This window comes from Methylovulum miyakonense HT12, from assembly GCF_000384075.1.
Classification (GTDB): domain Bacteria; phylum Pseudomonadota; class Gammaproteobacteria; order Methylococcales; family Methylomonadaceae; genus Methylovulum; species Methylovulum miyakonense.
The window spans coordinates 243,342-261,668 of sequence record NZ_KB913025.1 but is presented as its reverse complement, the minus strand read 5'-3'; the positions used below and the strand labels follow the sequence as shown (position 1 = coordinate 261,668).

Here is an 18,327-nt window from a genome sequence, read left to right as displayed (position 1 = left end):
ACAAAGAATATTGATAAAAATGAAACGAAAACAAAACAGCAGCCTCTTGGGCGCCATGAAAAGGCATTGGATCCTGTCCTCGGCGGTGGTTGCCGGGGCGCTGTCGGTGGGGTATTGGGGGCTGTACGCGTCCGACCGCTACATCTCCGAGGCGCATGTGATCATCCAGAGCACCGAGATGAACAGCGGGCAGAGCTTCGACCTGGGGACCCTGCTGGGCAACGTCAGCGCCGGCAACCAGCCCGACCAGCTGCTGATGCGCGACTACCTGCTGTCCCTGGACATGCTCAAGAAGCTCGACGCCGAACTGCACCTGCGCGACCATTACAGCGACCCCCGGCACGACCTGCTGTCGCGGCTGTGGTCCAAGAACAACGACATCCTGGAAGTCGAAGAATTCTACGACTACTACCTCGAACGGGTCAGCGTCGAATACGACGACTACGCCGGGGTGCTCGTCATCAAGGCCCAGGGCTACGACCCCCAGACCGCCCAGGCCATCACCGCCGCCCTGGTCAGGGACGGCGAACGGTTCATGAACGCCCTCGCCCATAGCCTGGCCAAAGACCAGGTCGACTTCCTGAGCCAGCAGATCGGCGACATCAACCGCGCCACCATGGCCGCCCGCCAGGCCCTGCTCAACTACCAGAACAAACACGGCCTGGTGTCCCCGCAGGGCACCACCGAAAACCTCGCCGGCATCGTCAACGCCATGGAAGGCCAACTGAGCACCCTGCAGACCAGCCGCGCCGCCATGCTCGGCTACCTCATGCCGGACAGCGCCAACGTCGTCGAGCTCAACCTGCAGATCGGCGCCCTGGAAAAACAGATCGCCAGCGAAAAGGCCAAACTGGCCGCCCCCCAAGGCAAGGCCCTCAACAGCACCGTCGAAGAATACCAGCGCCTGGAAATGGAGGCCGGCTTTACCCAAGACCTCTACAAGACCGCCCTGACCGCCCTCGAAAAAGGCCGCTTCGAAGCCTCCCGGACCCTCAAGAAAATGTCCGTCCTGCAAGCGCCGACCCTGCCCGAATACCCGCTGGAGCCGCGCCGCCTTTACAACAGCGCCGTCTCCCTCCTGATGATCCTGCTCGCCGCCGGCATCCTCCACCTGCTCGCCGCCATCATCCGTGACCATAAGGACTAATTTATGACTCGCAACATAGCCCAACGCTTCTTAACAATTATAAACACAGCCTTTCTTTTCGCCATATTGACATTTGCTTTACCTGGATATGCTCGAGGGATGAGTGCGAGTACAAAGACATTTTTAGGGTTAACCAGCCCCAAAGAAGAGTCTGTCAAACTTCCTGGCGTTGCTGCCAGCACTAGCGATACCACTCAGCCGATAGCCCCTCCGACACCGTCCTCGACCCAAACTGTCATCACTCCTGCCCAGGTTGTACCGTTTGCCAGTACCCTATCGGTTGGTGTTCCGGCGAGCACTCCGTCAATGCCACCCGCCGACAGCACCAGTGCCGACGTGCCCATGATCGCCACCCAACCGCCGCAACAGTACGACTACAGCGCCAACCTCGCCAGCGACGTGTTCGGCGCCAACCTCTTCACCGGCTCGTTCGCGCGTGAGGGCGCCACCCACTTCAACCCCGACTACGCCGTCGCCGTCGGCGACAACATCCAGGTCCGGTTCTGGGGCGCCTTCGAATACGACGCGCCGCTCACCGTCGACCCCCAAGGCAACATCTTTGTCCCCCACGTCGGCCCCCTGCAAGTCCTCGGCGTGCGCAACCAGGACCTCCAGCGCGTCGTCGACTCCGCCGTGCGCCGCGTCTACCGCGCCAACGTCTACAGCTACGCCAGCCTCGCCGCCGCCCAGCCCGTGCGCGTCTTCGTCGGCGGCTTCGTCAACCGCCCCGGGCTCTACAGCGGCACCAGCATGGACAGCCTGCTGCACTACCTCGACCAGGCCGGCGGCATCGACGTCGAACGCGGCTCCTTCCTGGGCGTCCAGGTCAAGCGCGCCAACCGCACCCGCGCCACCCTCAACCTCTACGACTTCATTCTTGAAGGCCGGATGCCGCTCATCCAACTGAGCGACGGCGACGTCATCTTCGTCACCCCCAAACAAAAGGGCGTCAAGGTCGCCGGCCTCGCCGCCAACGCCAAACGCTTCGAATTCAACAGCGAAGGCGCCACCGTCGCCGACCTCGCCCGGCTCGCCAAACCCATGGCCACCGCCACCCATGTGCGCGTCACCCGCAACACCGGCACCACCCTCAACGTCGAATACTACCCGCTCGCCGACGCCGCCCGCGTCCCCCTGCGCAGCGGCGACACCATCGAATTCACCGCCGACAAAAAGCAGGGCACCATCACCGTGCGCGTCGAAGGCGAACACCTCAGCGCCCAGGAATACGTCGTCCCCTACGGCACCCGCCTGGGCACGCTCATGGCCAAGGTCCGTTACAACGACCGCGCCGACAAAAACAGCCTGCAACTGTTCCGGCAAAGCATCATCGCCCGGCAAAAGGACATGCTCGACAGCACCCTCAAGCACCTCGAGACCAGCGTCCTCACCGCCCGCTCCGGCACCCAGGAAGAGGCCCAGCTGCGCACCGAAGAGGCCGCCATGATGCTGCAATGGATAGACCGCGCCAAAAGCATCCAGCCCAGCGGGCAAGTGCTGCTCGCCCAGGCCGACCACATCGACCGGCTGCTGCTGGAGAACGGCGACGTCATCCGCATCCCCGCCGTCGACAACCTCGTCCTGGTCAGCGGCGAAGTCATGTTCCCCAACACCGTCGCCCTCGCCGCCGACAAGGACATCGAGGACTACATCGCCACCGCCGGCGGCTACTCGCAGCGCGCCGACACCTCGCGCATCGTCATCGCCCACCGCGACGGCAGCTTCGAGGACACCGAGGCCAGCTCCGGCTGGTTCAGCGAACCGGACATCCGCCCCGGCGACGAGATCATGGTGCTGCCCGCCGTCGACCCCAAATACCGCCAGGTCTTCAAGGAGTTCGCCACCATGATCTACCAGATGGGCCTCGGCGCCCGCGTGTTCTTGAAGTAGGGACGGCTTTGGCCTATTGCGAATAGGGTGGGCAAGCGATTTAAGCAATTGCTGTGGCAGGCCAGCTGAGATTAATTTTTACAAAACCTAAATCAAACAATAGCAAGGAAAAATTATGCAAGTCATTAAAACCGATCTTCCTGGTGTAGTGATAATCGAACCCAAAGTGTTTGGCGATGAGCGCGGCTTTTTTATGGAAACGTGGAATCAGGAGCGTTATGCGGGTAGCGTGACGCAAGACAATTTTGTCCAGGATAATGTCTCCTTTTCCAGAAAAGGCGTCTTGCGCGGTTTGCATTTCCAAAAAATCAACCCGCAAGGCAAGCTGGTTTATGTCTTACAAGGTGAGGTGTTTGATGTTGCGTTGGATATCCGCGTCGGCTCTCCGACGTTTGGGCAATGGGCCAGCGTCGTATTGTCGGCGGAAAACAAACGCCAATTTTTTATCCCCGCCGGTTTTGCCCACGGCTTTTGCGTGACTTCCGACACGGCATTATTTGCGTACAAATGTACCGACAAGTACAACCCACAGGCGGAGGGCAGCGTGTTGTGGAATGATCCTGATTTGAATATCCCTTGGCCTACGGATACGCCAGAATTGTCTGCCAAAGATGCAGTTGGCACAAAATTGGCTGACTTTTCCCATGACCTTCTTCCCAATTACTAAAAAATGGATGCAACTATGAATAAAGCGATTATTGTCACAGGCGGTGCCGGGTTCATCGGTGGAAACTTTGTCTTGGATTGGTTGGCTACTTCTGATGTGACGGTGATAAATCTGGATTGCCTGACCTATGCAGGCAATATGGAAAATTTGGCCTCTTTGGAAGGTGATGCCCGGCATATTTTTGTCAAAGCCGGTATTGGCGATAGCGTTGTGGTGCGTGGTTTGTTTGAAAAATACCAACCTTGTGCGGTCGTGAACTTTGCCGCCGAATCCCATGTAGACCGTTCTATCCATGCGCCTGAAGATTTTATCCAAACCAACATCGTCGGCACCTTTAGGTTGTTGGAAGCGGCGCGTAATTACTGGAACACCTTGGCGGATGAGGATAAGGCGGCCTTCCGTTTCCTGCATGTGTCCACCGATGAAGTGTACGGTTCCTTGAAAAAAGACGATCCGGCGTTTAGCGAAGAAAACAAATACGAACCTAATAGCCCGTATTCCGCCAGCAAGGCGGCCAGTGACCATTTGGTGCGGGCATATCACCATACTTACGGTTTGCCGGTATTGACCACCAACTGCTCCAACAACTACGGCCCTTACCATTTCCCTGAAAAACTGATCCCGTTGATTATCACCCATGCGTTGGCTGGCAAGCCCTTGCCGGTTTATGGTGACGGCCAGCAAATCCGCGATTGGCTGTATGTGGTTGACCATTGCCGTGGTATCCGCCGTGTATTGGAAGCGGGTAGGGTGGGCGAAACTTATAATATCGGTGGCTGGAACGAAATGGCGAATCTGGATATTGTCCATATCGTCTGTGATTTGCTGGATGAATTCCGTCCCCGCGAAGATGGCAAATCTTACCGTGAACAAATCACCTTTGTGACTGACCGTCCAGGCCATGACCGCCGTTATGCGATTGATGCCACCAAAATTGAAAAGGAATTGGGCTGGAAGCCTCAGGAGACTTTCCAAACGGGCATACGCAAAACTATCCAATGGTATTTGGATAACCCCGAGTGGGTCGCCAACGTCCAATCCGGCTCCTACCGTGATTGGGTGGAGAAGAATTATGCGGAGCGCGGCTAATGAAAATTTTGCTGTTTGGTAAAAATGGTCAGGTTGGCTGGGAATTGCAACGTGCCTTGGCACCATTAGGCGAATTGATTGCTTTGGATAGGCATTCCGGCGATGGTTACTGCGGCGATTTGAGCAATTTATCAGGCATTGCCGAAACCATTTCCCAAATCAGGCCGGATGTGATCGTCAACGCCGCCGCCCATACCGCCGTGGACAAGGCCGAAAGCGAACCGGAATTGGCGAGGACTATCAACGCTTTGGCCAGCGAAGTGATGGCGCAGGAAGCCTTGCGTTGCGGGGCGTGGCTGATCCATTATTCCACCGATTATGTGTTTGATGGCAGTGGCGATAAGCCTTGGCAGGAAACCGATGCCACCGGGCCATTGGGTGTTTATGGCGCGACCAAGTTGGAAGGCGAACAGCGTATCCAACAGTCCGGTTGCCAGCATATCATTTTGCGCACCAGTTGGGTGTATGCGGCGAAAGGCAATAATTTCGCGAAGACCATGTTGCGCCTGGCACAAGAACGGGACAGCTTGAATGTGATTAATGACCAAATAGGTGCGCCAACGGGGGCGGAACTGATCGCCGATGTCACGGCTCACATCATCCGTACCGTCCGGCAAAAACCTGAAGTGTCAGGGGTTTATCATTTGGTGGCGGCAGGGGAAACATCATGGTTCGGGTTCGCAAAATTAGTTTTGGAAACGGCCGTTAAGGCCGGAAAGGTTTTGAAAGTGCAGCCAGAAGCTGTCCAACCGATCCCGACCAGTGCCTACCCGACTCCAGCCAAACGTCCGCATAATTCCCGTTTGAATACCAGCAAACTGGAAACCACTTTTAATTTAACGTTGCCAAATTGGCAAACGGGCGTGGCCCGTATGTTAACTGAGTACTTTGGTTGACTGCGAGTAGCGTGCGCCCCTTTAATTACGGAATTTATTTATGACTACACAAACAAGCGGTTCCCAAAACACACTTCCCACCCGTGGCATCATTTTGGCGGGTGGCTCAGGGACTAGGCTGTATCCCGTCACCAAAGTGGTTTCTAAACAATTGTTGCCGATTTACGATAAGCCAATGATTTATTACCCCTTGGCGACCCTGATGCTGGCGGGTATCCGTGACATCCTGATCATTTCCACGCCCCAAGACACGCCGCGTTTTGAGCAATTGTTGGGCAACGGCGGCGATTGGGGCTTGAATATCCAATATGCCGTGCAACCTAGCCCTGATGGTCTGGCGCAGGCCTTCATCATCGGCAGGGAATTCGTCGGCAACCATCCGACGGCTTTGGTGCTAGGCGATAATATTTTTTACGGCCATGATTTGCAAATCCAGCTCGAGAGGGCCGTTGCCAGAAACAATGGCGCGACGGTATTTGCCTATCACGTCCATGACCCTGAGCGTTATGGCGTGGTGGCGTTTGATGACGATGGCCAAGCCACCTCGTTGGAAGAAAAGCCTACCGAGCCAAAATCCAATTATGCAGTGACGGGTTTGTATTTCTACGACAATAGCGTTTTGGACATCGCCGCGACACTCAAGCCTTCCCCGCGTGGTGAGTTGGAGATCACCGATGTCAACCGCATTTATCTGGAACGCAAGCAGCTTTCTGTTGAAATTATGGGCCGTGGTTATGCGTGGTTGGACACGGGCACGCATGAAAGCCTGATTGAGGCGAGCAACTTTATCGAAACGATTGAGCATCGGCAAGGCCTGAAAGTCGCATGCCCTGAAGAGATCGCTTTCCGTAAAGGCTATATTGATGCCAGCCAATTGCAAGAGCTAGCTAAGCCGTTGGCTAAAAATGGTTATGGGAAATATCTGAACAATCTCTTGAGTGATAGGGTGCTGCGTTAACAGCGCCAGTTCCCGTTGAATGCCGTCGTGATTTTTTGCCGGCTTCCTCATGTGGGGAAGGCGGCTTTTTGCAATGCAATGCAAAGCCAATGTATTGGCCTCATCACGGTATAATGGGCTAGATCTTTTATTCAGCCCTTACATCTATGGACTCCAACTCAGCTAAAGCCACGGTTTTTTTGATCGAAGAGTGCGCGAATCCGTCCACAGATTTTTTTATCCTGCCTATCCTGGTTTTTGGCGGCCATACGGTTGTCCGGTGTAACCACCATGATTTGCCTGCCCGTGACGCCTTAACCCAGGCCATCGTCATTTTTGTCCGCTATGTCCCCGCCAATTGGGCGAAGCTGGTTGCGGCAAGCCGTAAGCAATTGCGGGCCCTGATTTTTTTTATGGACGATGATGTCCTGGATTTTTCGGCCTCAGTGGGCATGCCGCCCGTTTATCGCTATAAACTGGCCAAGTTGGCCTTGTGCCAACGCGCTTGGTTGCGCCGGCAGCAGGCCCGGCTGTGGGTCTCCACGCCTTACCTTATCGATAAATATGCGGACTGGCAGCCCCAATTGGTTTTGCCAGCCCCCACCGCATTTCCAGACCGTATCAAGCGGATTTTTTACCATGGTTCGATTGCCACACATAAAGCTGAAATCCGCTGGTTGCGCCCCGTGTTGGAAGAGGTGCTGCGTAAAGACCCACAGGCTGTTTTTGAGATTATTGGCAAAAAAGAGGTGTTTGAGTTGTACCGTGGCTTGCCGCGTGTCACCGTTGTGCATACGCTGAAATGGCCTGCATACCAGGCTTTTTTGGCGATGCAGGAACGGCATGTCGGTTTGAACCCTTTGTTGGACATCCCTTTTAATCGTGCCCGCTCATATACCAAGTTTTTCGATATTACCCGCTGTGGCGCGGTCGGGATTTATACTCCGGACAGCACTTGTGCGCAGGTGGTCAGCCACCAGCAACATGGCTTGTTGGTGGAGCTTGACCCATCGGCTTGGGTTGAGGCCATCTTGAGTTTGACCCAAAATGATGGCTATTGGCAAACCTTGTTGGGTAATGCGCAGGCAAAAATGTTGGCGTTGACGGTGCAGGCACAGCAAGCCAATGCCCATTTGCTTGAATAGGCGAACAGGCAATGCAAAACGATGAGCCATTGGCCATGGCCGCGCAAATCAGCCGGGCAGTGTTGCAAAAACCCGGCTTGGCCAAGTTGTTGGCCTTAAGTTGCCAATGGCGTGTGTTGGTTGTTTATCGAAGCGGATGTGTTGGCGCATTGGCAATCTGGCATCGCTTGGCATCAGTTTTTGCCCGTTGCTCGGGGCTCAAGCTATTGGAATTGGCCGAGGGTTATATTGGTCCTGCAAGTCCCGAATGTAAAACCGCACCTTTGTCTATGGTTGTTGAGTGGGGGCAAACGTCTCGTTTGGAAACGTTGCTTAGGGCAAGCCATACGCCAGCCCAACTGGAGCGTGCGCGTAACTTGGTGGCGTTGTGGCGGACGCATCAGCTATCGCGGTATAACCATGCACGGGATTATCAAGGCAAGCTGCCATCGCCTTATGTTTTGTTGGTTGACGGAGGGGATGTTGATACGGAGGTTTTTCAGCAGATGTTAGGGGCGGCGTTGCAGGAAAATCCCGGCTGCCATGTCGTCCTGATGGCGGGTTTGGACCAGCATAGTGGAAAAAACCCTCATCAAGGCCGCTATGCTCAATATTCAGGCCAGGCACGTGTTGTTGTCCTGGACGGGGCCGTGCATACGGCAACCTTGGTTAAGCAATCACAAGCCGTATATTGCCATGCTTCTTATATCGGTTTTGAAGGCCTTTTATGGGGTAAACGGGTGCGTTGCTTTGGCATGCCCTTTTATGCGGGCAGGGGCTTGACCGAAGATGCGCTGCCAGTGCCGGAAGGGCGAAAGCCGGTGCCTTTGGAAAATATGGTATATGCCGTATTGGTTGCTTATTCCTATTATGTGGATCCTGAAACCCTACAATTGTGTGGGCCTGAACGCCTCATGGCCTGGGTTGGCTGGCAACGCCTGATGCGGGGGCGTTTCCCGGCCGTAGTTTATGCCTATGGTTTTTCCAATTACAAAAAACCGATCGTGCGGCGTTTTTTTCTGGGCAGCCAAGTGCTGTTTGATTATCCGATGGGTTTGCTCCCTGCCCAGTCCACTTTGGTGTTATGGGGACGGAAGGCGCTGGCCAATGTGGCTGGCGAAAAGGTTGCCGAAAACCAATGGCATGTTATTCGCTTGGAAGATGGTTTTATACGCTCGGTTGGTTTGGGTGCTGACTTAATACAGCCATTGTCTTGGGCTTTGGACACGCGGGGCATTTATTATGATGCAACAAACCCGTCTGATTTGGAGCATCTCCTACAAAACCACGTATTCGATGTTGTCCTGCTTGACCGTGCCGGACAGCTGCGTACACGTTTGGTGGCTGCCGGATTGACTAAGTACAATGTCGGCACCGATGTTTGGCAACGCCCTGGGCATATTACAGCCGACCAAGTCATTCTCGTGCCCGGGCAAGTTGAAAGCGACGCTTCGCTGGCTTTTGGGGCGCCGGGGATACGTACCAATGCGGATTTGCTGATGGCGGTGCGCAAAGCCAATCCGGCGTCTTATATACTTTATAAACCCCATCCTGATGTGGTGGCCGGTTTACGCAGCAAGGGGCAGGGGGAGGAGAATGCCGGGCAATGGTGTGACGAAATTGTCGTGGATGTGACGATGGGGGCGTTGCTTGGGCAGGTCGGTTCAGTCCATACTTTGACTTCGCTGACAGGCTTTGAGGCGTTGTTACGGGGAAAAAAAGTGGTCTGCTACGGTTTGCCGTTTTATGCAGGTTGGGGTCTAACCGAGGATATATTGCCAGTGGCTAGGCGCACCCGTAGGTTGGCTTTGGATGAACTGGTGGCGGGGACGTTGATTCTGTATCCGACTTATATTAGCCGTACCACGGGGCAGTTCACGACGCCTGAACGGGCCTTGGACGAGCTGTTGATTTGGCGGGAAAAATCCCCTATTTTGCCGTTTTGGCGTAAATTATTGCGCGGTTACTTAAAAATTGAAATGATGCTTAAATCCAAATTCCACAACACGTTATAGCGCCCAATGCAATCAATCTCCAAATTTGTAGGGCCTTAAGGTTTATTAAGCCTATTTTATTACCGAATCCTTGCTATTTTAATTACCGTCCTCATAATCGTATTTTTACAATGGTGTTTTAAGGACGCATTTATGGAAACACATGACATGACAGAGTTACAACCAAGCGATGTATTGATTCCGGTTTTGCCGCTACGGGATGTGGTGGTTTATCCGCATATGGTGATCCCCTTGTTTGTCGGACGGGAGCGCTCAATTGATGCGTTGGATGCGGCAATGCGTGACAGCAAGCAAGTCTTGTTGGTCGCCCAAAAAGAAGCCGAAATTGATGAGCCCAATTTTACTGACCTCTATGAAGTCGGGACATTGGCGAATATCCTCCAATTATTAAAGCTGCCCGATGGTACCGTCAAAGTGCTGGTTGAAGGCAGCCAACGTATTGCGGTAAGCAATTATCAGGATACGGGGACGTTTTTTTCAGCGGTGGTCCGTCCGCTCGAAGAAATCCAGACCTTATCCGAACAGGAACTGGATGTGTTGCAGCGGACGGCGATCAGTTCGTTTGAGCAATATGTCAAGTTAAACAATAAAATACCCCCTGAAGTGCTTACATCCCTTGCCGGGATTGATGACCCCAGCCGTTTGGCGGATACCATGGCGGCGCACATGAGCCTTAAAGTCCAGGAAAAACAAGGCATCCTTGAGAATGCCAATATCCAGGGCCGGTTGGAAAACCTGATGATGCTGATGGAAGGCGAGGTGGACATTTTGGAAATGGAAAAGAAAATCCGTGTCCGTGTCAAACAGCAAATGGAAAAAAACCAGCGCGAGTATTATCTTAACGAGCAAATTAAGGCGATCCAAAAAGAATTGGGCGATATGGAAGACGCCACCAATGAAATCGAAGAGCTGGAAAAGAAAATCGCCGAAGCGGGCATGTCCAAAGAAGCAAAAACCAAGGCGGAAACCGAACTGAACAAATTGAAGCTGATGCCGCCGATGTCGGCGGAAGCGACGGTGGTGCGCAATTACATTGATTGGATGATCAATGTGCCTTGGAAGAAAAAAACCAAAGTCCGCCATGACCTGAAAATTGCCGAGCAGGTGCTCGAAACCGAGCATTATGGCCTGGATAAAGTGAAAGAGCGGATACTTGAGTATCTGGCTGTGCATCAGCGGGTCAAACAGCTCAAAGGCCCGATTTTATGTTTGGTGGGGCCTCCGGGGGTGGGTAAGACATCGCTTGGCGAGTCAATTGCGCGTGCGACAAACCGCAAATATGTGCGCATGGCCTTGGGTGGCGTGCGTGACGAGGCAGAAATACGCGGGCATCGCCGGACTTATATCGGTTCCATGCCAGGCAAAATATTGCAGAACCTGGCTAAGGTGAAAACCCGCAACCCCATGTTTTTGTTGGATGAGATCGACAAGATGGCGGCAGATTTCCGCGGTGATCCTGCTTCTGCATTGTTGGAAGTCTTAGACCCTGAACAAAACCATACTTTTTCTGACCATTATCTCGAAGTCGATTTCGATTTGTCCGATGTGATGTTTGTCGCCACCGCCAATACCATGAACATCCCGCCCGCGTTGTTGGACCGGATGGAGGTGATACGGTTGGCGGGCTATACCGAGGACGAGAAAATCAATATCGCCTTGCGTTATCTGGCGCCCAAACAGATCAAAAACAATGGCCTGAAGCCGCATGAAATCGAAATTACCGAAGCGGCGGTGCGGGACATGATCCGCTATTATACGCGGGAAGCGGGGGTGCGTAGCTTGGAGCGGGACATTTCCAAAATTTGCCGGAAAGTCGTTAAGGCCTTGCTGTTAAAATCGGTCGAAGGCAAGGTGGTGGTGACCGCCGAAAATTTGAACGACTATTTGGGGGTTAAACGCTTCAATTACGGCGTGGCCGAAGAGCAAGACCAAATCGGGCAAGTCACTGGCCTGGCGTGGACGGAAGTCGGCGGCGAGTTGTTGACCATCGAGACGGCGGTGATCCCGGGCAAAGGCAAGCATTCGGCAACGGGAAAATTGGGTGATGTCATGAAAGAGTCCATCGAAGCGGCGATGACGGTGGTCAGGAGCCGTTCAGGGGTTCTCGGCATAGATAATGACCTGTTCCAGCAAAATGACATCCATATCCACGTCCCGGAAGGCGCAACGCCCAAAGATGGCCCCAGCGCAGGCATAGGCATGTGTACGGCTATAATTTCGGCCTTGACTAAAATACCTGTCCGGGCAAATGTTGCGATGACAGGCGAAATCACCTTGCGTGGGGAAGTGCTACCGATTGGCGGTTTGAAAGAAAAATTGTTGGCCGCGCATCGTGGCGGTATAACCACAGTGATCATTCCCGCAGAAAATGAAAAAGATTTGGTGGAAATCCCTGATAACATTAAAGCCAATCTGACGATTAAGCCCGTGCATTGGATCGATGAAGTGCTTGAGTTGGCTTTGCAGTATGTGCCTGTTCCGATAGAAAAAAGGGTGGTTGAAGAGCAGGCAAAAACAGAAGCCGATACCGTTAAGGGCTTAAAGGCCGGTTTGACTGCGCATTGAAAGTATCGGGGTGCAAGCCAGTAAAAAATGAGCCAAGCCCGCAAATATCAAGGCTTGGCGGGCGTTAATGCTTGACACTATATGATCGCAGTTGATATAAATACTATCGTTTCTTGTGTTGCTGCAATCAGGGCATAAGAATTACACGTGCGTCTTGCACAACACATATAACAACAACTTCCTGAGGGGGGAAATAATGAATAAATCGGAACTTATCGATGCGATAGCGGATTCGGCTGAACTGACAAAAGCTGATGCCGGTCGTGCTTTGGATGGTTTTATTAAGGCAGTTGAAAGTGCTTTGAAAGCAGGTGATTCAGTCGCTTTAGTGGGTTTTGGTACGTACTCTGTAAAAGAACGTGCTGAGCGTAAAGGCCGTAATCCACAGACGGGCGAAGAGATAACAATCAAGGCTGCAAAAATTCCGTCATTTAAAGCTGGTAAATCTTTAAAAGATGCTGTAAACTAATTGTCATTAGTCGGGTGCTTAGCTCAGCTGGGAGAGCGTCGCCCTTACAAGGCGAGGGTCGGGGGTTCGAACCCCTCAGCACCCACCAGACTTTGGAGTGGTAGTTCAGTTGGTTAGAATACCGGCCTGTCACGCCGGTGGTCGCGGGTTCGAGCCCCGTCCACTTCGCCAAAAAATCAAAAAGCCCCGTACCACTTGGTTCGGGGCTTTTTTTTTTGCATCATGAGTTGATTTATTAGGACTAAGCTATGTTGACGACAATTAGAGAAAAATCACAAGGTGCTTTCGCATGGGGTATCTTATTATTAATTGGCGTGCCTTTCGCTTTATGGGGCATCAACAATTATATGGATGGAGGGAAGGAGCCCCCCGTCGCGTCCGTAGGGGATAAGGATTTTTACCAGCGTGATGTCAATAAAGCTTATGAGCAATATAGCCAGAGCTTGCGGGGTTTGGGCATTGATGAACAAACCTTAAAAACGCAAGCGTTGCAAAAACTCATCAAAGACGAAGTTTTATTGCAATATGTCCAAGCAAGGGGCTTAACTGCTCCAGATGACAGCGTCCGTGAATACGTCAAATCCCTAGAGTATTTTCAAACGGATGGCCACTTCGATGAGGGCAAATATAAATCGTTGCTGGCAACACAAAGGATGTCATCTAATGAATTTGTCAGTAGGGTCAAAAATGCAATGATAATGGAGCAGTTCCAGCGTAGCATTGTCGACAGCAGTTTTGCTAGCCAATATGATGTAGAAAGTTTTTTTAAGATCCAAAACCAGCAGCGTGATGTGGATTACTTGACAATACCGTTGCAAGCAGTGGCCGAACAACCTAAGGACGAGGAAATTGCCAGTTATTATCAGCAACATCAAAATGCTTACCAAACCCCAGAACAGCTATCCATTGACTATATTGAATTGTCACTTGCTGACATGGCAAAAAAAGTTTTAGTGACGGATGAAAAATTAAAAGCGTTCTATGATGAACAAAAAGAGCAATACACAACACCTGAGCGAAGGAAAATAAGCCATATTCTGTTTGCCATAGATGATAAGGTAAGTGAGAAAGCGGCTTTTGAAAAAGCCCAAAAAGCCAAGAAGGAACTTGCCAATAAGGAATTCCCTGTGTTGGCGGCCGAGCTTTCGGACGATAAGGCAACCGCTAAACAAGGTGGTGATTTGGGTTTGTTTAGTGCCGGCGTTATGGAAAAAAACTTTGAAGACGCGGCGACTGCCTTAACGCTGGGAGAGGTATCTGAACCAGTAAAATCGGCTTTCGGTTACCATCTCATCAAAGTCACTGAATTGATCCCTAGCCAGATAAAGCCGTATGATAGTGTCAAAAACGAAGTAGTAAAAGCGTATCAAAAAGCGCAGGCTGAAAATGGCTTTTATGAGGCTGGCGAAAAACTTACGGAAACAAGCTACCAGAATCCCGATAGCTTACAGGCGGCGGCCGATGCGCTTGGGCTAACGATAAAAAAATCTTCCTTGTTTACGAAAGATCACGGGGACGGCATCGCCGCAGATGATAAAATCCGAAGCGCCGCTTTTACAGAAGAAGTATTGCAAGGCAACAACAGCACGCCGATAGAGCTTGGCACCGAGGTTTTGGTGGTATTGCGTATGCAGGAACACAAGCCAGCGGCAACAAAAGATCTGGATGCTGTAAAGAAGGATATTATAGCGATTTTGTCTAATGAAAAATCCCGGCAACTGGCGGTTGAAAAAGCTAAGCAAATCAAGGCCCGTTTGCAAACAGGTGCCGCTATACAGGTAGTCGCTGTAGAAAATAAGCTTGAACTTAAAAATATAAAAGGACTGACACGCCGCAAAGCAGATCTTCCGGAGCCATTAAGCCAAGCAATATTTAAAGCGGCTAAACCCATTGGCAGTAAACCTAGTGTATTTGTAACGGCGCTTCCTTCCGGTGAACAAATTGTGGCGATTTTGGGTAAAGTGACAGAAGGGAGCATGTCGGACGGTGATAAAAGACAACTGGAACTGGCCAAAAAGAATATAGGCAATGCATTTGGCCAAACTGAATTTAATGCCGTGTTAAACAGTCTGGAAGCGGATGCGGACATATCTGTCCAGGCAAAGCCCCCGCAATTGACCGAATAGCGTCAAATTCAAGGTAAAATGGGCATTGGTTTTATCCGCAAACTTATTATATTTTGCGGGTTCTCCCGGAAACGGCTAATTTAGGTTTCGTGGGGGCTATGAAGCAGTGGTGTGTAATTATACAGAATGGGCAAAGTGGATAGCTTCTTTGCGAATGGCAGGAACGTGGGGAGGGGGCGATAAGCTTATCGGCCTGAATGTTTTCTTAGGGCGAACTTCGATTCCAAAAAATTTGTGTTGTGGTATTGCTTAGGATTGATTTTTAGATCATCAGGGTTGACGACGTTTTTAATAGTATAGACGTTGCCATTCTTGTCAGTGGCCATTTGTGCCAGATCAATCAATTGTTCAGGCATTGGATTGTTTTCTTCATCACGAAGCAAAATAACCTTAGGCCGAAGCTTCATCCGGTCATTGACTTCAACGACAATTGCGATTGCGCCATTGGTCATCATTACAACACACCCGGGGGGGTAAACGCCTAGGCTTTCAATAAATTTAATGAGCAAACTCCGGTCAAGTTTAGTGCCGACCAATTTTGTCATTAAGTGCGTGGCTTCAAGATGTGTTTTGTAGTTCTGGTTTGCACGGTTGTTGATCAATGAATCATAGGTGTTGACTATTGAAATGATTTTTGTGAAATCAGATATGCTGGCTTGCCTAAGTTGGCGAGGGTAGCCGGTACCATCTAAGCGTTCATGATGGGTCAAGGCCGTTTCCAGTACACAAGATTCAATATTGTCGCTGGATTTAAGCAGCTCATAACCCAGCTTAGTGTGGGATTGCATAATCTTTAATTCTTCACCTTCCAGTTTTCCTTGTCTAGTGATAAGCCTATAAGGGATTTGCATTTTCCCTACATCATGCAATAGCCCGCAGAGACCCAGATTCACCATGGCTGCTTCCGGAAGGTTAAGATGGCGGCCAAGGACGATTGCCAAAACACATACATTTAAGCTGTGTGTCACCGTATGTTCGTCTTTTTCTTTTAGCCGGATCAGCCATAGCATCGCATCGGGTGATTGTAGGACGGTATTGACACAATCTGAAACCGCTTTTTTGGCTAGCCACCCATCAATATTTTTACCTTGCGCCGCTTGCTTCATGACATCGGTAAGCAAAGTATTAGTGTCAGTATAAGCCTGCTCTGCTTTCACAATTTCTTTTTCGAAAGAACCGAGTTTTTTAGGTGGCACACTATTTTCTATATTGATGGCTTTCGATAAGCTAGTATTTTCCGAATTGCTGGTAATACCCCGGGTAAAAACAATTTTTCTGGTTCTTGTGGTATCGATAAAAACATAAGCACAAAGGCTTTTTACGGCTTGAAGTTGGCTTTGTGTCCTTATTTCAAAGCCCTGAAATAAGAAAGGTGTGTCTAGCCAAGGCCTATCGAGTTCAACTACATACATGCCCAACACTAGTTGAGAAACGGGGGTGTACGTTTTCTCAACTACGGAACCATAATTGTGGCTTAGTTTTTTTATTTCTTTTTTCTTTCGAAAAGGCCACAGTGTCGAGATCATGGTAAGTTATTTATTAATGATACGGGCTAATTTTTTTGTCCATAATAGGCAATTTTTATTTTAAGTAAAGTGCAATATTACCCAATAACTTAACTTAGATCACAAATAAGCGAAAAAATACGACTGCTTTAATAAACGTCCCGAACGTAACGCTTATCTTTTTTCAACTGGTTGACATAATTAACAGCCTGTTGCCCTGTCAATTTGCCATGTTCGGCAATGATGTCATGCAAGGCTTTATCCACATCTTTCGCCATTCTGTAGGCGTCTCCGCAAACAAAGAAATAGCCGCCATTTTCCAGCCACGTGAACAATTCTAAGCCATTTTCCCGCATTTTATCTTGAACGTAGATTTTAGCTTCTTGATCCCTCGAAAAGGCCAAATCCAGGCGGGTTAGCAAACCGCTGTCCTGCATCGCTTCCAATTCTTCACGATACATAAAATCGGTTGCGGCATTACGGTCACCGAAAAACAGCCAGTTTTTGCCGGATGCCTTGCGGAATTGGCGTTCTTGTAAAAACGCACGGAATGGGGCGAGACCCGTTCCGGGGCCGACCATGACCATCGGCAAATTGTTGTCTTCAGGGACGCGGAAAACTTTGTTAGGCGTAAAGAAACAGTGCACGTAGGTGTTGCTGTCAACCCGGTCTGCCAAAAAGGTGGAGCAAACGCCTTTATGTTGGCGGCCATGGCTTTCGTAGCGTACGCTAGCGACCGTCAAATGGACGGTTTCAGGATGTACTTTACCGCTGGAAGAAATGGAATAGGCGCGGTGCTGTAAGGGTTTCAGCAAGCGAATCAATTCAGCGGCGGAGAATTCCACTTGCGGGAATTGCAATAACAAATCCAGCATGTCACGTCCCCATAAATAAGCCGCCAATTCTTCTTTGTCCCCGCCCGCAAGTATGCCGTTCAACTCCTGGTCGCCTGAACGTTTTGCAATTTCTTCAACAAATTCTTTGCTGGGCAGCTTAATTTCGAAGCGCGTGCGTAAGGCTTCCGCTAGCAGCATCAGTTCGCCATTTACGGGTTCCTCTTCATCTCCCCGGCAACCTATTGATTTCAGTATGTCCGCCACTAAATCTGGGCAGTTGGTGGGGATGACGCATAAGGCGTCGCCTGCTTCATAGCTTAAACCGGAACCTGCAATTGAAATTTCGTAATGGCGGGTTTCTTTGGATGATTTAGGGTCAGTAACGATGCGGTTAACCAGCAATTTTCCGGGAAAAGGGTTTTTACGGTTGTATTGTGGTTTTTCGTTTACGGGGGCTGATATATCAATGACGGCTGAAGTGCTGGCTCCGCCAGCTATTTGTGGGATAACCGTGGTAAGCCAATGTTGGGCGGGCTCTTCAAAATCAACGTCGCAATCAGTCCGGTCATAAATCCGCGTTGCGCCCAGTTCGGATAAGCGCATATCCCAATCTTTCCCGGCTTGGCAGAACAAATCATAGCTGGTGTCACCCAAGGCCAAGACTGAATATTTGATATTTGCCAGCTTAGGCGCGGCATCCGAAGCAACCGCGTCCCAAAGCATTTGGGCGTTATCGGGCATCTCGCCTTCACCATAAGTGCTGGTGATAATCAGCAAATACTCCATTGCGTTAAGCGCATCAATTTCGACCTCATCCATGCTTTTGACGATGGGTTTCAAACCGTGTGTTTTGGCGATAGTTGCCGCATCATTAGCGACAGCTTCGGCATTGCCAGTTTGGCTGCCGTAAAGGATATTTATGACGCGGACATCGGTTTGGTTGACAGTGCTGGTGTTTTGCACCATTTGGGTATGCATCCCAGCAAAAAAACCGCTTAGCCAAGCGCGTTGGTTTGCGCTGTAAGGCGCGTCTAATGGAATATGAGGTGTTTTCATCATGT

The 18,327-nt window shown here is 50.9% G+C and carries 13 protein-coding genes and 2 tRNA genes; 13 read left to right on the top strand and 2 right to left on the bottom strand.

The window, feature by feature from the left end; genetic code table 11:
- Window positions 1-19: 19 nt before the first annotated feature.
- The 13 genes from METMI_RS0101265 to METMI_RS0101205 all read left to right on the top strand — a co-directional run bounded on the left by METMI_RS0101265 (window position 20) and on the right by METMI_RS0101205 (window position 14,925).
- Window positions 20-1,147, top strand: coding sequence for a hypothetical protein (locus METMI_RS0101265; protein WP_019864356.1), 1,128 nt, complete (start codon window positions 20-22; stop codon window positions 1,145-1,147).
- Between the two features lie 306 nt (window positions 1,148-1,453).
- Window positions 1,454-3,037, top strand: coding sequence for a polysaccharide biosynthesis/export family protein (locus tag METMI_RS0101260; RefSeq protein WP_156829738.1), 1,584 nt, complete (start codon window positions 1,454-1,456; stop codon window positions 3,035-3,037).
- A gap of 115 nt (window positions 3,038-3,152) precedes the next feature.
- Window positions 3,153-3,704, top strand: coding sequence for a dTDP-4-dehydrorhamnose 3,5-epimerase (gene rfbC, locus METMI_RS0101255; protein ID WP_019864353.1), 552 nt, complete (start codon window positions 3,153-3,155; stop codon window positions 3,702-3,704).
- A 15-nt stretch (window positions 3,705-3,719) separates the two neighbouring features.
- Window positions 3,720-4,793, top strand: coding sequence for a dTDP-glucose 4,6-dehydratase (rfbB, locus tag METMI_RS0101250; RefSeq protein ID WP_019864352.1), 1,074 nt, complete (start codon window positions 3,720-3,722; stop codon window positions 4,791-4,793).
- Window positions 4,793-5,689 (top strand): dTDP-4-dehydrorhamnose reductase, encoded by an 897-nt coding sequence (gene rfbD, locus METMI_RS0101245; RefSeq protein WP_019864351.1) that lies wholly within the window; start codon window positions 4,793-4,795, stop codon window positions 5,687-5,689. Before rfbB ends, rfbD begins: the two co-directional genes overlap by 1 nt.
- Before the next feature lie 40 nt (window positions 5,690-5,729).
- Window positions 5,730-6,647 (top strand): glucose-1-phosphate thymidylyltransferase RfbA, encoded by a 918-nt coding sequence (gene rfbA / locus METMI_RS0101240; protein WP_019864350.1) that lies wholly within the window; start codon window positions 5,730-5,732, stop codon window positions 6,645-6,647.
- 146 nt (window positions 6,648-6,793) lie between these two features.
- A complete protein-coding gene (locus tag METMI_RS0101235) occupies window positions 6,794-7,771 on the top strand; it encodes a glycosyltransferase (protein WP_019864348.1) in 978 nt (325 codons plus the stop codon).
- Between the two features lie 11 nt (window positions 7,772-7,782).
- Window positions 7,783-9,765: a capsular polysaccharide biosynthesis protein gene (locus METMI_RS22895; protein WP_019864347.1), complete on the top strand. Its 1,983-nt coding sequence runs from the start codon at window positions 7,783-7,785 to the stop codon at window positions 9,763-9,765.
- Window positions 9,766-9,897: 132 nt separating this feature from the next.
- Window positions 9,898-12,330, top strand: a complete 2,433-nt coding sequence (gene lon / locus METMI_RS0101225) for an endopeptidase La (protein ID WP_019864346.1) — start codon at window positions 9,898-9,900, stop codon at window positions 12,328-12,330.
- Between the two features lie 196 nt (window positions 12,331-12,526).
- Window positions 12,527-12,799, top strand: coding sequence for an HU family DNA-binding protein (locus tag METMI_RS0101220; RefSeq protein ID WP_019864345.1), 273 nt, complete (start codon window positions 12,527-12,529; stop codon window positions 12,797-12,799).
- A gap of 12 nt (window positions 12,800-12,811) precedes the next feature.
- Window positions 12,812-12,887: transfer RNA gene (locus METMI_RS0101215), tRNA-Val, on the top strand.
- Window positions 12,888-12,893: 6 nt separating this feature from the next.
- Window positions 12,894-12,970: transfer RNA gene (locus tag METMI_RS0101210), tRNA-Asp, on the top strand.
- A gap of 77 nt (window positions 12,971-13,047) precedes the next feature.
- Entirely contained in the window at window positions 13,048-14,925 is a 1,878-nt protein-coding gene (locus METMI_RS0101205; RefSeq protein WP_019864344.1) for a SurA N-terminal domain-containing protein, read from the top strand.
- Between the two features lie 185 nt (window positions 14,926-15,110).
- On the opposite strand, the gene METMI_RS0101200 is transcribed toward METMI_RS0101205, so the two are convergent.
- Both METMI_RS0101200 and METMI_RS0101195 read right to left on the bottom strand, forming a co-directional pair.
- Window positions 15,111-16,451 (bottom strand): HD-GYP domain-containing protein, encoded by a 1,341-nt coding sequence (locus METMI_RS0101200; protein WP_029151417.1) that lies wholly within the window; start codon window positions 16,449-16,451, stop codon window positions 15,111-15,113.
- A gap of 128 nt (window positions 16,452-16,579) precedes the next feature.
- Window positions 16,580-18,325, bottom strand: coding sequence for a sulfite reductase subunit alpha (locus METMI_RS0101195; RefSeq protein WP_232215164.1), 1,746 nt, complete (start codon window positions 18,323-18,325; stop codon window positions 16,580-16,582).
- Between the last annotated feature and the right edge of the window lie 2 nt (window positions 18,326-18,327).

What these genes read in the sequence shown, in the direction of transcription:
- METMI_RS0101235 (WP_019864348.1), top strand. Translation starts at nt 6,794, where the DNA reads ATGGACTCCAACTCAGCTAAAGCCACGGTTTTTTTGATCGAAGAGTGC.
- rfbC (WP_019864353.1), top strand. Translation starts at nt 3,153, where the DNA reads ATGCAAGTCATTAAAACCGATCTTCCTGGTGTAGTGATAATCGAACCC.
- METMI_RS0101265 (WP_019864356.1), top strand. Translation starts at nt 20, where the DNA reads ATGAAACGAAAACAAAACAGCAGCCTCTTGGGCGCCATGAAAAGGCAT.
- rfbA (WP_019864350.1), top strand. Translation starts at nt 5,730, where the DNA reads ATGACTACACAAACAAGCGGTTCCCAAAACACACTTCCCACCCGTGGC.
- METMI_RS22895 (WP_019864347.1), top strand. Translation starts at nt 7,783, where the DNA reads ATGCAAAACGATGAGCCATTGGCCATGGCCGCGCAAATCAGCCGGGCA.
- METMI_RS0101220 (WP_019864345.1), top strand. Translation starts at nt 12,527, where the DNA reads ATGAATAAATCGGAACTTATCGATGCGATAGCGGATTCGGCTGAACTG.
- lon (WP_019864346.1), top strand. Translation starts at nt 9,898, where the DNA reads ATGGAAACACATGACATGACAGAGTTACAACCAAGCGATGTATTGATT.
- METMI_RS0101260 (WP_156829738.1), top strand. Translation starts at nt 1,454, where the DNA reads ATGCCACCCGCCGACAGCACCAGTGCCGACGTGCCCATGATCGCCACC.
- METMI_RS0101195 (WP_232215164.1), bottom strand. Translation starts at nt 18,325, where the DNA reads ATGATGAAAACACCTCATATTCCATTAGACGCGCCTTACAGCGCAAAC.
- METMI_RS0101200 (WP_029151417.1), bottom strand. Translation starts at nt 16,451, where the DNA reads ATGATCTCGACACTGTGGCCTTTTCGAAAGAAAAAAGAAATAAAAAAA.
- rfbD (WP_019864351.1), top strand. Translation starts at nt 4,793, where the DNA reads ATGAAAATTTTGCTGTTTGGTAAAAATGGTCAGGTTGGCTGGGAATTG.
- METMI_RS0101205 (WP_019864344.1), top strand. Translation starts at nt 13,048, where the DNA reads ATGTTGACGACAATTAGAGAAAAATCACAAGGTGCTTTCGCATGGGGT.
- rfbB (WP_019864352.1), top strand. Translation starts at nt 3,720, where the DNA reads ATGAATAAAGCGATTATTGTCACAGGCGGTGCCGGGTTCATCGGTGGA.